This window comes from Pseudomonas sp. AC242, assembly GCF_979258655.1.
The window spans coordinates 5,684,108-5,697,269 of record NZ_OZ409873.1 but is presented as its reverse complement, the minus strand read 5'-3'; the positions used below and the strand labels follow the sequence as shown (position 1 = coordinate 5,697,269).

13 protein-coding genes are annotated in these 13,162 nt (G+C 56.8%); 10 read left to right on the top strand and 3 right to left on the bottom strand.

Translation table 11 applies throughout. The annotated features are described in order from the left end of the window. The first annotated feature begins 2 nt into the window (after positions 1-2). Positions 3-1,373, top strand: coding sequence for a tRNA uridine-5-carboxymethylaminomethyl(34) synthesis GTPase MnmE (gene mnmE / locus ACZZ0A_RS25685; RefSeq protein WP_007911892.1), 1,371 nt, complete (start codon positions 3-5; stop codon positions 1,371-1,373). 43 nt (positions 1,374-1,416) lie between these two features. Here the strand turns inward: mnmE and ACZZ0A_RS25680 are convergent, their stop codons facing one another. From ACZZ0A_RS25680 to ACZZ0A_RS25670, 3 genes are all read right to left on the bottom strand, one after another. Next, the gene (locus tag ACZZ0A_RS25680; protein ID WP_463543897.1) at positions 1,417-3,852 is read right to left on the bottom strand and encodes a TonB-dependent siderophore receptor; all 2,436 of its coding nucleotides are present in this window, start codon (positions 3,850-3,852) and stop codon (positions 1,417-1,419) included. A 119-nt stretch (positions 3,853-3,971) separates the two neighbouring features. Beyond that, complete coding sequence (locus ACZZ0A_RS25675) at positions 3,972-4,919, bottom strand: FecR domain-containing protein (protein ID WP_463543896.1); 948 nt, start codon at positions 4,917-4,919, stop codon at positions 3,972-3,974. Then, positions 4,919-5,425, bottom strand: coding sequence for a sigma-70 family RNA polymerase sigma factor (locus tag ACZZ0A_RS25670; protein WP_095113137.1), 507 nt, complete (start codon positions 5,423-5,425; stop codon positions 4,919-4,921). Before ACZZ0A_RS25670 ends, ACZZ0A_RS25675 begins: the two co-directional genes overlap by 1 nt. A 571-nt stretch (positions 5,426-5,996) precedes the next feature. On the opposite strand from ACZZ0A_RS25670, the gene mnmG reads away from it, so the two are divergent. From mnmG to ACZZ0A_RS25625, 9 genes are all read left to right on the top strand, one after another. After that, on the top strand, positions 5,997-7,895 hold the full coding sequence (gene mnmG / locus ACZZ0A_RS25665) for a tRNA uridine-5-carboxymethylaminomethyl(34) synthesis enzyme MnmG (RefSeq protein ID WP_007911904.1): 1,899 nt from the start codon (positions 5,997-5,999) through the stop codon (positions 7,893-7,895). Further along, on the top strand, positions 7,892-8,536 hold the full coding sequence (gene rsmG / locus ACZZ0A_RS25660) for a 16S rRNA (guanine(527)-N(7))-methyltransferase RsmG (RefSeq protein WP_463543895.1): 645 nt from the start codon (positions 7,892-7,894) through the stop codon (positions 8,534-8,536). The genes mnmG and rsmG overlap by 4 nt, the downstream gene beginning before the upstream one ends. A gap of 18 nt (positions 8,537-8,554) precedes the next feature. Then, complete coding sequence (locus ACZZ0A_RS25655; RefSeq protein WP_007911909.1) at positions 8,555-9,352, top strand: ParA family protein; 798 nt, start codon at positions 8,555-8,557, stop codon at positions 9,350-9,352. A 9-nt stretch (positions 9,353-9,361) separates the two neighbouring features. Continuing rightward, positions 9,362-10,234: a ParB/RepB/Spo0J family partition protein gene (locus ACZZ0A_RS25650; RefSeq protein ID WP_007911911.1), complete on the top strand. Its 873-nt coding sequence runs from the start codon at positions 9,362-9,364 to the stop codon at positions 10,232-10,234. A 148-nt stretch (positions 10,235-10,382) separates the two neighbouring features. Then, positions 10,383-10,790 carry a F0F1 ATP synthase subunit I gene (locus ACZZ0A_RS25645; protein WP_003229783.1) on the top strand — a complete coding sequence of 136 codons (408 nt, stop codon included), beginning with the start codon at positions 10,383-10,385 and terminating at the stop codon, positions 10,788-10,790. Between the two features lie 16 nt (positions 10,791-10,806). Beyond that, positions 10,807-11,676, top strand: a complete 870-nt coding sequence (gene atpB, locus ACZZ0A_RS25640) for a F0F1 ATP synthase subunit A (protein WP_007911917.1) — start codon at positions 10,807-10,809, stop codon at positions 11,674-11,676. Between the two features lie 133 nt (positions 11,677-11,809). Beyond that, a complete protein-coding gene (gene atpE / locus ACZZ0A_RS25635; RefSeq protein ID WP_003097235.1) occupies positions 11,810-12,067 on the top strand; it encodes a F0F1 ATP synthase subunit C in 258 nt (85 codons plus the stop codon). Positions 12,068-12,126: 59 nt separating this feature from the next. Next, positions 12,127-12,597 carry a F0F1 ATP synthase subunit B gene (locus tag ACZZ0A_RS25630; protein ID WP_003229781.1) on the top strand — a complete coding sequence of 157 codons (471 nt, stop codon included), beginning with the start codon at positions 12,127-12,129 and terminating at the stop codon, positions 12,595-12,597. A 12-nt stretch (positions 12,598-12,609) separates the two neighbouring features. After that, positions 12,610-13,146, top strand: a complete 537-nt coding sequence (locus ACZZ0A_RS25625; protein ID WP_007911956.1) for a F0F1 ATP synthase subunit delta — start codon at positions 12,610-12,612, stop codon at positions 13,144-13,146. Positions 13,147-13,162: the final 16 nt, after the last annotated feature.

Sequence of the window (13,162 nt, the reverse complement as noted above, 5' to 3'; positions counted from 1 at the left end):
TTATGAGCACACCTCGTGAAACCATCGCCGCCGTCGCCACCGCTCAGGGTCGCGGCGGTGTGGGCATCGTCCGTATTTCCGGGCCGCTGGCCAGTGTTGCAGCCAAAGCCATCAGCGGCCGTGAGCTGAAACCGCGTTACGCCCATTACGGGCCGTTTTTCAGTGACGACCAGCAAGTCCTGGACGAGGGCCTGGCCCTGTATTTCCCGGGACCGAACTCTTTCACCGGCGAAGACGTGCTGGAACTGCAAGGCCACGGCGGCCCGATCGTTCTGGATATGTTGCTCAAGCGTTGCCTGGAGTTGGGTTGCCGTTTGGCCCGTCCGGGTGAATTCAGTGAACGTGCTTTCCTCAATGACAAACTCGACCTGGCCCAGGCCGAGGCGATTGCCGATTTGATCGAGGCCAGTTCGGCACAGGCTGCGCGTAATGCCCTGCGCTCATTGCAGGGTGCATTTTCCCAACGTGTGCATAACTTGACCGAGCAGCTGATCGGTTTGCGTATCTACGTCGAAGCCGCCATCGACTTTCCGGAAGAGGAAATCGACTTCCTCGCCGATGGCCATGTGTTGAACATGCTCGACAAAGTGCGCAATGAGTTATCCACAGTACTGCGTGAAGCCGGGCAGGGCGCTTTGTTGCGCGATGGCATGACCGTGGTGATCGCCGGTCGTCCGAATGCGGGCAAGTCCAGCCTGTTGAATGCTTTGGCCGGTCGCGAAGCTGCCATCGTGACGGAGATTGCCGGCACCACGCGGGATATCCTGCGCGAACATATCCACATCGACGGCATGCCGTTGCATGTTGTCGATACTGCAGGGCTGCGTGATACCGATGATCATGTGGAAAAGATCGGTGTTGAACGGGCATTGAAGGCTATTGGTGAAGCCGATCGGGTGTTGCTGGTGGTCGATGCGACCGCTCCGGAAGCATTGGACCCGTTTGCATTGTGGCCGGAATTCCTCGAGACCCGTCCGGATCCGGCGAAAGTTACCCTGATCCGCAACAAAGCGGATCTGACGGGCGAAGCAATTGCCCTCGAAACCAGTGAAGACGGACATGTGACGATCAGTCTGAGTGCCAAGTCGGCCGGTGAAGGGCTGGACTTGCTGCGTGACCATCTCAAAGCCTGCATGGGTTACGAGCAAACTTCGGAAAGCAGCTTCAGTGCACGTCGCCGCCATTTGGAGGCATTACGTCACGCCAGCGCCGCGTTGGAACACGGCCGCGCGCAACTGACATTGGCCGGCGCCGGCGAATTGCTCGCCGAAGATTTGCGTCAGGCCCAGCATTCTCTGGGTGAAATCACCGGGGCGTTCAGCTCCGATGATCTGCTGGGAAGGATCTTTTCCAGCTTCTGCATCGGCAAATAACAAAAGGGGCTGTGGAATATTTATCCACAGCCCCTTTTTTGCTTTACCAGTTGTAAGACACCGTCCCCAGCAAGGTGCGATCTTCGCCCCAATAACAACGACCAGCATCGTTGCATCCCGACACATATTCCTTGTCGAACAGGTTTTTCGCGTTCAGATCGACGCTCCAATTCGTATCGATCTGATAGCCGATCGCCGCATCCACCAACGTGACATCGCCGGCATCGAGCTTGCCGTACAGAGAAGGCGAGGTGTAGGCGAAGGCACTGTCGAAGTAACGCACACCACCGCCGACATACAGGCCTTTCAAGTCGCCATCGAGGAATCGGTATTTCGTCCAGACCGAAGCCTGATTACGCGGCACTCCGGTCATTTGATGGCCTTTGACCAATGACGTCGCGGCATCTTTGGTAATCCGCGCATCGGTGTAGGTGTAGGCCGCTGTCACATTGAGGTTCTGGGTCAGATTGCTGTTCAGTTCCAGTTCCACACCTTTGGAACGGCTTTCGCCGACCTGGCGGTAGGTCGCTGTCGTCGAGTCGAAGTAGGTGTCGTCCTTTTTGCGCAGGTCGTACACCGAAGCGGTAAACGCAGTATCCCAGCCGATCGGTTCGTATTTCAGACCCACTTCGTATTGGCTGCTGGTGATCGGGTCGAGCGGTGCGCCGGCATTGGAAATCTGCTGCACCGGTACGAACGAGGTGGAATAGCTGACATACGGCGTCATGCCGTTGTCGAACTGGTACATCACGCCGCCCTGATAGGTGAACTTCTTGTCCTCGGAACTGATGTCGCTCGACTGGGCGACCTTGTCGCGGAAATCACTGTCGACCCAGTCCTGACGGCCACCGAGCAGAAACAACCAATGGTCGTACTTGCTTTGGATCTGTGCATAAACACCTTTCATCTGTTGCTCGAGCAAGGTGTTTTGCACAGCAATCGGTGTCGTCGGCTCACGTAGGTACACCGGGTTATACACATCGATCGGCCCGACCATGCCAGCGTTCCAGTCCTGATTGAACGAGGTACGGTCGTAGCTGGCGCCGAACAACACGGTGTTCTCCAGACCGCCGACCTGGAACTTGCCTTCCAGCTGGTTATCCAGCGAGTACACCATCGACTTGTTGAAGCGATCGTACGCAGTCATGTTCAGGCGTGTGCCAAACCCGGCGTTGTTGAGGTTGCCCGGCCAGGTTTCGTGACGGGTAATGCGCGACTGCATGTAGCGCGAGTTCTGACGGAACTGCCAATCGTCGTTGAACGAGTGGCTGAACTCGTAACCGGTGCTCCAGGTTTCCCGTTCGAAAGTGTTCCAGTCCGGGTCGCCGAGCAGGGTGCCTTTGGATAACTTGCCGTTGGAGTTTGTCAGCAAAGTACCGGCCGCCGGTAGGCCAAGTTCCATGTTGGTGTGATCCTTCTGGTAGTTGGCCAGCAGAGTCAGCGTGTTGAAATCATCGAAATTCAGGGTCAGGGATGGCGCGATGTAGATCCGGTCGTCCGGGACATGATCGGTCTGGGTGTCCGACTTGCGCCCAAGCATCACCACCCGCCCGAGAACGTTGCCGCTGTCATTGAGTGGACCGGAGACATCGACGCCGATCTGCCGGCGATTGTTCGAGCCATAACCCAATTGCACTTCGCCCTGCGGTGCAGCGGTCGGACGTTTGCTAACAAGATTGACCAGACCGCCCGGTGCGTTTTCCCCATACAACAGAGAAGACGGGCCGCGGAAAATCTCGACCCGCTCAAGTCCGTAAGGCTCGGTGCTGGTGTCATAACGATTGCCCTGTACGCGTAGTCCATCGCGCAAAAGACCGTAGCCATAATCGGTAGCGTTGAAACCGCGAATGTAGAACAGGTCTCCAGCCAGACTGTCGCCGGCGGCAAAGGGTGGCGCGAAGATTCCCGGAACGTAGCCGAGTACTTCAGTGAGTGTCTGAGATTTCTGATCTTTCATGCGCTGGGCGGTGACGACGGACACGGAACGCGGTGTTTCCGACAATGGCGTACTGGTTTTCGTACCGATCCGGCTATTCTGCGCTTTGTAACCGACGTCGGCGGCGTAATCCAGGTTCATCGGGTTGGCCAACTGACCGTTGATGTTGGTCGGGGCCAATTCCAGTGAGTTGCCGTTGGGCAGTGCCTGCAAAATGTAACTGCCCGGCGCCTGTGGTACGGCTTGCAACCCCGAGCCTTGCAGCAGTTGGGCGAAACCCTGATCGACGGTGAAATCGCCGTTCAAACCGGCACTGCGCAAACTGCTGGTCTGTTGCGGCGAGAACGACAGGATTACATTCGAAGCGGAGGCGAACTGGCTCAAGGCATTGTCCAGCGGGCCGGCGGCAATGGCATAACGCTGGGCGACCGTTGCAGCGATCGCGTTATGGCTAATCACCAGGCAGGACGCAGCGCTGGTCATCAGTAGGCTGTAAGCAATGCAGTGGTAGGAAAAACGCTGACGAAACGTGGAAAGACGCATGTGTGGATTAGCCCTGAAGGTGGCAAAGAGCCGCGTTTATCGCGATTACCTGTAGGGCCGGGTCAGGGCAAAAAAAGATAACCCTGTTGTCGATTTATTTTCCCCAAGTGACATTTCGATCAAGCGCTGTGGCTGATCGAGACCCAGTAACGGGTGAAATAGCGCACGTCGATTGGCAGCGAAGCCTGAAGATTGGCCAGCACTGCATCGGTGGAGTCGAGCCGGAATGTGCCGGATACCCGCAGATCCCGCGCGCGGTTATCGCAGTGCAAAACACCGCGGCGATAGCGGCCCAATTCTTCAATCACGTCGCCCAAGCGTGCATTGAGCACAATCAACTGGCCATTGGTCCACGCCACTTCCGTGGATTTGAAGGGATGAGTGAGCCCGATGTGTCGACGATCAAAGTCGGCGCCTTCGCCTGCGTTCAGAATAATTGCGGCTGTTGATAGATCAGCAGGCTGAACGCTGATCCGGTCTTCCAGCACACCGACACGGGTAGACTCCGATAACTGATGTACGGAAAACCGGGTGCCCAGCGCTTGAATCCGGCCATCATGGGTGTCGACGAAAAAGGGCCGTTGATCGCCAAGTTTGCCGGTTTGAATCAGGATCTCGCCGGAGCGCAGGCGAATCAGCCGCTGCGTCGGATCAAAAGACACGTCAATGGCAGTGTCGGTGTTGAGCTGAATCTGACTGCCATCAGCCAATGTCAGGTTGCGACGCTGGCCAACGCCAGTTTTATAGTCGGCCCAGACATTCCCCTGCGATGTGTGTTGCTGGACATTCCAGCCAACGAACCCCGTCCCCGCAGCGAGCAGCAACGACTTGAGCACCTGGCGTCGTTGCTGTCCGGTATTCAGGGCGCGACGTTTCAAATCAGGCGGCAACGTACCGAGGTGGCGCTGCAGTTGTTCCATCTGGTTCCATGCCGCCAGGTGCGCTGGATCACTGTCTATCCACAGCTGCCAGGCCTTCTGTTCGGCGAGCGTCGGCGGGTCCGCCTGAAACTGCACATACCAACTGGCGGCGGCTTCGAAAACCTGGCGATCGGGAGCGATGGCCATCAATGTTGCGCCATGATCAGGGCACATTCCGTCAGGGCACGGATCATGTGTTTCTTCACCGTGGTCAGCGAAACCTTTAGCTGCAGGGCGATCTGTTGATAAGTCCGGCCATCGATCTGCGACAGCATGAAAATCTGTTGGCTTCTGGGGCCGAGCCCCGCCAAGGCTTTATCCACAGCGACCAGAGTTTCGATGATCAGCGCCTTGTCTTCCTCGCTGATGGCGGTGGCTTGCGGTCGAGCTGCCACGGTCTGCAAATACGCAGCTTCGATAGCCTTCCTGCGATAACGATCGATCACCAGCCCGCGTGCAACAGTCGCCAGATAGTCCCGTGGTTCACGAATATGCGCGGCGTTGCGCGCCGCGAGAATCCGCACAAACGTGTCATGCGCTACATCGGCCGCATCGCAGGCGTCATGCAATTTGCCCTTGAGCCAGCCATATAGCCACGAATGGTGTTGCTCGTAGATTTGCTCGATCGCAGCAGTGTGGGCGGGTAGGGACATGGGGAAAAACTGATGAGTTAATGATAATGCCTATTATTAGCCCCTGTTACGTTCTCTCACAATAGCCCTCGCACTTCCCTCCATCGGCTTCTTTGTCGCCAGCGAACCCTCGCTGGCGTTTTTTTTGCGCTGTGAAAAAGCCGTTGTATCGTTTTTCTGTGGATTAAGCCCTGTGAATAACTGCCACTAAGGGCAGTTGATAACAGGGCCTGAAAACTGGACATAACCGCCCCTGTGGATAAACACCCCTTTCATCCACAGGCTTAAACCGGTTATCCAAGGTCCTCATTGGCACATGGTCACAGGGTTTTGAATCTCTGTACATATTGAATATAAACGCCTGTAGCGATCTATCCACAGAAACGTGCCTCAGTAGAAATAAACATAAAAACAAAGGTTTTATAAATTTCTCTCTTTTTTATTCTTTTAACCTCGAGTTCTCCACAGCTGGTTAAATTTTGTGCAAAGGGTTCTTTAGGAAGGGCGAAGTCCCTATACTTGTCGACCAGGTCCAGAAACCTGATCTCAAACTATTCCTGAATTACCTACTTAAGCAGGCACGAGGTGCGTGGTGGATTTCCCTTCCCGTTTTGAAGTGATCGTCATCGGCGGCGGTCATGCCGGTACCGAGGCAGCACTGGCCTCAGCACGTATGGGGGCAAAAACCCTGTTGCTGACGCATAACGTGGAAACCCTCGGAGCCATGAGTTGCAACCCGGCCATTGGTGGCATTGGCAAAAGCCATCTGGTCAAGGAAATCGATGCCCTCGGCGGCGCGATGGCCATGGCCACCGATTTGGGCGGCATCCAGTTTCGCGTGTTGAACAGCCGCAAAGGCCCAGCCGTACGGGCGACCCGTGCGCAAGCTGACCGGATTCTGTACAAAGCCGCTGTCCGTGAAATCCTGGAAAACCAGCCGAACCTGTGGATATTTCAACAAGCTGCTGACGATCTGATCGTCGAACAGGAACAAGTCCGCGGTGTTGTCACGCAAATGGGTCTGCGCTTCTTCGCCGATTCCGTGGTGTTGACCACCGGTACCTTCCTCGGCGGACTTATCCACATCGGTTTGCAGAATTTTTCCGGCGGTCGAGCCGGTGATCCACCGTCGATCGCGCTGGCTCACCGTCTGCGTGAAATGCCTCTGCGGGTCGGTCGCCTGAAAACCGGTACACCGCCGCGTATCGACGGCAAGTCTGTGGATTTCTCGGTAATGACCGAGCAGCCCGGCGATACGCCGATCCCGGTGATGTCGTTCATGGGCAACAAAGAACAGCATCCACGCCAAGTGAGCTGCTGGATTACGCACACCAACGCCCGCACCCACGAAATCATTGCCGCGAACCTCGATCGTTCGCCGATGTATTCGGCTGCCGGTGAAATCGAAGGCATCGGTCCGCGTTATTGCCCGTCGATCGAAGACAAGATCCACCGCTTTGCCGACAAGGAAAGCCATCAGGTGTTTATCGAACCGGAAGGTTTGACCACCCATGAGCTGTACCCGAACGGGATATCCACAAGCTTGCCGTTCGACGTGCAATTGCAGATCGTGCAATCGATCCGCGGCATGGAAAACGCACACATCGTGCGTCCGGGCTATGCCATCGAGTACGACTACTTCGATCCGCGCGACCTGAAGTACAGCCTGGAAACCAAAGTCATTGGCGGTCTGTTCTTCGCCGGGCAAATCAACGGCACCACCGGCTACGAAGAAGCCGGCGCCCAAGGTTTGCTCGCTGGCGCCAACGCCGCACTGCGCGCCAAGGGCAAAGAAGCCTGGTGCCCGCGTCGCGATGAGGCGTACATCGGCGTGTTGGTCGACGACCTGATCACCCTTGGCACTCAAGAGCCGTACCGCATGTTCACTTCCCGTGCCGAGTACCGCCTGATTCTGCGCGAAGACAACGCCGACCTGCGTCTGACCGAAAAAGGTCGCGAACTCGGTCTGGTCGATGACGCCCGTTGGGCGGCCTTCTGCAAGAAACGCGAAAGCATCGAGCTGGAAGAACAGCGCCTGAAAAGCACTTGGGTTCGCCCGAACACGCAGCAGGGCGATGCGATTGCCGAGAAATTCGGCACGCCGCTGACTCACGAATACAACTTGCTCAACCTCTTGAGTCGTCCGGAAATCGACTACGCTGGTCTGGTCGAAGTGACCGGGAACGGCGCGGAAGATCCACAGGTCGCCGAACAGGTTGAAATCAAGACCAAATACGCCGGTTACATCGACCGCCAACAGGACGAAATCGCCCGTCTGCGCGCCAGTGAAGACACGAAATTGCCTGTGGATATCGATTACACCAACATTTCCGGTCTCTCCAAGGAGATCCAGAGCAAGCTTGGCGCGACTCGACCAGAGACGCTGGGCCAGGCTTCGCGGATCCCGGGTGTGACCCCGGCAGCGATTTCGCTGTTGATGATTCATTTGAAAAAACGCGGCGCGGGCCGTCAGTTGGAGCAAAGCGCTTGAGTTCTAAGGTCACTTCGCAACACGCCGAAGAGTTATCCACAGGAGCCCGCGAGCTCGGTGTCAATCTCACTGAAACCCAGCACGAATTGCTGCTGGGTTATCTGGCCCTGTTGATCAAATGGAACCAGGCCTACAACCTGACCGCCGTGCGCGATCCGGACGAAATGGTTTCGCGGCACTTGCTCGATAGTCTCAGCGTGATGTCGTTCCTTGAAAATGGTCGCTGGCTTGACGTTGGCAGCGGCGGCGGCATGCCGGGAATCCCGTTGGCGATTTTGTATCCAGACTCGCAAGTGACCTGTCTGGACAGCAACGGCAAGAAAACCCGCTTCCTGACTCAGGTCAAACTCGAACTCAAACTGGATAACCTGCAAGTTATCCACAGTCGTGTCGAAGCGTTCCAGCCTGCGCAGCCGTTCAACGGGATCATTTCCCGGGCGTTCAGCAGCATGGAAAACTTCACCAACTGGACTCGCCACCTCGGCGATGCCGATACACGCTGGCTGGCAATGAAGGGCGTTCATCCGGCCGATGAGCTGGTAGCATTGCCGGCAGACTTCAAACTCGATAGCGAACACGCCCTGGCCGTACCCGGTTGCCAAGGCCAACGCCATCTGCTGATACTGCGCCGCACGGCATGATTGGGAACACAAGCAAGAATGGCTAAGGTATTCGCGATAGCGAACCAGAAGGGTGGTGTGGGCAAGACCACCACCTGCATCAACCTCGCAGCATCCCTGGTCGCGACCAAGCGCCGGGTGCTGTTGATCGATCTCGATCCACAGGGCAACGCCACCATGGGTAGCGGTGTGGATAAACACGGCCTGGAAAACTCGGTCTACGACCTGCTGATCGGCGAATGCGATCTGGCCCAGGCCATGCACTATTCCGAGCACGGCGGTTATCAACTGCTGCCGGCCAACCGCGATTTGACGGCGGCCGAAGTGGTGCTGCTGGAAATGCAGATGAAGGAAAGCCGTCTGCGCAGCGCGCTGGCGCCGATCCGCGAAAACTACGATTACATTTTGATCGACTGCCCGCCGTCGCTGTCGATGCTTACGCTGAACGCATTGGTCGCCGCCGATGGGGTCATTATCCCCATGCAGTGCGAGTACTTTGCGCTCGAAGGGCTGAGCGACCTTGTGGATAACATCAAGCGCATCGCCGAACTGCTCAATCCGAACCTGAAAGTCGAAGGCCTGCTGCGGACCATGTATGACCCGCGCCTGAGCCTGATGAATGACGTTTCGGCGCAGCTCAAGGAACACTTCGGCGAGCAGCTCTACGACACGGTGATCCCGCGCAACATCCGTCTGGCCGAAGCGCCGAGCTACGGCATGCCGGCGCTGGCCTACGACAAACAATCGCGTGGCGCCCTGGCTTATCTGGCCCTGGCCGGCGAGATGGTTCGCCGTCAGCGCAAAAATTCACGCATCGCCGCCGCTCAGGCAACTTAAGGAATCCCCATGGCCGTCAAGAAACGAGGTCTCGGACGTGGACTGGATGCACTGCTGAGTGGTCCGACCGTCAGCGCGCTGGAAGAACAAGCCGCGCAGGCTGACACCCGTGAGTTGCAACATCTGCCGCTGGATCTGCTGCAGCGCGGTAAATACCAGCCGCGCCGTGACATGGATCCGCAGGCGCTGGAAGAACTGGCAGCGTCGATCAAGGCGCAAGGCGTAATGCAGCCGATCGTGGTGCGCCCGATTGGCGGTGGCCGCTTCGAGATCATCGCCGGTGAACGTCGCTGGCGCGCAAGTCAGCAAGCCGGCCAGGAAACCATCCCGGCGATGGTCCGCGATGTGCCGGATGAAACCGCAATCGCCATCGCGCTGATCGAGAACATCCAGCGCGAAGACCTCAATCCGATCGAAGAAGCGGTGGCTCTGCAGCGTTTGCAGCAGGAATTCCAGCTCACTCAGCAACAAGTTGCCGAGGCTGTGGGTAAGTCCCGCGTCACTGTGGCTAACCTGTTGCGGCTTATTGCGCTGCCGGAAGTCATCAAGACCATGCTGTCCCACGGCGACCTGGAAATGGGTCACGCCCGTGCATTGCTCGGTCTGCCGGAAAATCAGCAGGTGGAAGGGGCGCGACATGTTGTCGCACGCGGTCTCACTGTGCGCCAAACTGAGGCACTGGTTCGTCAGTGGTTGAGTGGCAAACCGGAGCCTGTGGAGGCGACCAAACCCGACCCGGATATCGCTCGTCTCGAACAGCGTCTGGCCGAGCGCCTAGGCTCTGCGGTGCAGATTCGCCACGGCAAGAAGGGAAAGGGTCAGTTGGTGATCGGTTACAACTCCCTCGATGAGCTTCAAGGTGTGCTCGCACACATCCGCTGAAACATTTCCTCATGTAGCGCGCAGTCGGAAATCACTACCTGACAGTTGAATAGGGGCAGAACCGCCCCTATACTCTGCGCGCATTTTGTCGGCACAAATTATGCCAAGTTATTGAATTCTGGCAGCCGACCATTGGAGAGCAAACGTGATGGAAACCCGCAAGCCAAACCGCCTGCCGTTCCATCGCCTGGCGGTTTTTCCGGTGTTAATGGCTCAATTTGTCATTTTGCTCATTGCCGCTTTGGCGCTCTGGCAATGGCACGGAGTCGTTGCCGGATACTCGGGACTTTGCGGAGGCCTGATAGCCTTGCTGCCCAATGTTTATTTCGCTCACAAGGCATTTCGGTTTTCCGGCGCCCGAGCAGCCCAGTCCATCGTCCGGTCATTTTATGCCGGCGAGGCAGGCAAACTGATTTTGACGGCAGTGCTCTTTGCACTGGTGTTTGCAGGTGTGAAGCCACTGGCGCCGATAGCTGTATTCGGCGCGTTCGTGCTGACTCAGTCGGTCAGCTGGTTCGCTCCCCTGCTGATGAGAACAAGACTTTCGAGACCTTAGGGCGTTTGAGGCAACCATGGCAGAAACAACCGCTTCGGGCTATATCCAGCACCACTTGCAGAACCTGACCTTCGGTCAGCTACCTAACGGCGGCTGGGGCTTTGCCCATACCGCAGCAGAAGCCAAAGAAATGGGCTTCTGGGCTTTCCACGTCGATACTCTCGGCTGGTCGGTCGCGTTGGGTCTGATCTTCGTACTTCTTTTCCGCATGGCGGCAAAGAAAGCGACTTCGGGTCAGCCGGGTGCTTTGCAGAACTTCGTTGAAGTATTGGTCGAATTCGTCGATGGCAGCGTGAAAGACAGCTTCCATGGCCGTAGCCCGGTGATTGCACCGCTGGCACTGACCATCTTCGTCTGGGTGTTCCTGATGAACGCCGTCGACCTGGTACCGGTCGACTGGATTCCTCAGCTGGCCATCCTGATCTCCGGCGACCACCACATCCCGTTCCGCGCCGTGTCGACTACCGACCCGAACGCGACCCTGGGCATGGCGTTCTCGGTTTTCGCACTGATCATTTTCTATAGCATCAAGGTCAAGGGCTTCGGCGGCTTCATCGGCGAACTGACCCTGCACCCGTTCGGCAGCAAGAACATCTTCGTTCAAGCCCTGCTGATCCCGGTGAACTTCCTGCTGGAATTCGTGACCCTGATCGCCAAACCGATCTCTCTGGCTCTGCGTCTGTTCGGCAACATGTATGCCGGCGAGCTGGTGTTCATTCTGATCGCTGTGATGTTCGGCAGCGGTCTGCTCTGGCTGAGCGGCCTGGGCGTTGTTCTGCAGTGGGCGTGGGCTGTGTTCCACATCCTGATCATCACGCTGCAGGCGTTCATCTTCATGATGCTGACCATCGTCTACCTGTCGATGGCGCACGAAGAAAACCATTAAGACCAGTCTCGACTAGTCTGATGTCCTTCCCGGTCAAACGGGAAGGGGCTCTTCACAGGGCACCTGAAACGATTTGTTTTACCGCTTTAATCTAAAAAACCTAAACCATACGACGTAAAAGTCGGGAGGAAAGATGGAAACTGTAGTTGGTCTAACCGCTATCGCTGTTGCACTGTTGATCGGCCTGGGCGCACTGGGTACCGCAATTGGTTTCGGCCTGCTGGGCGGCAAGTTCCTGGAAGGCGCAGCGCGTCAGCCAGAAATGGTTCCAATGCTGCAAGTTAAAATGTTCATCGTTGCCGGTCTGCTCGACGCCGTAACCATGATCGGTGTTGGTATCGCTCTGTTCTTCACCTTTGCGAACCCGTTCGTTGGTCAGATCGCTGGCTAATTACCCGGATTCTTCCGAGTAATTTGATGTGATGGACAACGTAACTGCGAGGTGTTGGCGTGAACATTAATGCGACCCTGATTGGCCAGTCCGTTGCGTTCCTGATTTTTGTACTGTTCTGCATGAAGTATGTATGGCCTCCGGTCATCGCTGCTCTGCACGAACGTCAAAAGAAGATCGCTGATGGTCTGGACGCTGCCAGCCGTGCAGCTCGCGACCTGGAGTTGGCCCAAGAAAAAGCGGGTCAGCAACTGCGCGAAGCGAAAGCTCAGGCAGCTGAAATCATCGAGCAAGCCAAGAAACGCGGTAACCAGATTGTCGAAGAGGCCGTTGAAAAGGCCCGTGTCGATGCTGACCGTGTGAAGGTTCAGGCTCAAGCCGAGATCGAACAGGAACTGAACAGTGTCAAAGACAAGCTGCGTGCCCAAGTGGGCTTGCTGGCTGTCGGCGGCGCCGAGAAGATCCTGGGTGCCACAATCGATCAAAACGCGCACGCAGAGCTGGTTAACCAACTGGCTGCTGAAATCTAAGCGAGGGCGATCATGGCAGAACTGACCACGTTGGCCCGACCTTACGCTAAGGCGGCCTTCGAGCACGCTCAGGCCCACCAGCAACTGGCCAATTGGTCAGCCATGCTCGGCCTGGCTGCAGCGGTGTCGCAAGACGACACCATGCAGCGCGTGCTCAAGGCCCCGCGACTGACGAGCGCAGAAAAGGCCGCCACGTTTATTGACGTGTGCGGCGACAAGTTTGATGCCAAGGCACAGAACTTCATCAATGTCGTTGCCGAAAACGACCGTCTCCCGCTTCTGCCGGAGATTGCCGCTCTTTTCGACCTGTACAAGGCCGAACAAGAGAAGTCGGTAGACGTTGAAGTGACCAGTGCTTTTGCATTGAACCAAGAACAGCAAGACAAACTCGCCAAGGTTCTCAGTGCACGACTCAACCGGGAAGTGCGCCTGCAAGTTGCGGAGGATGCTGCCCTTATAGGTGGTGTCGTTATCCGCGCCGGCGACCTGGTTATCGATGGCTCGATTCGCGGCAAAATCGCGAAACTTGCCGAAGCATTGAAATCTTGAGTTTGAAGGGGCAGCA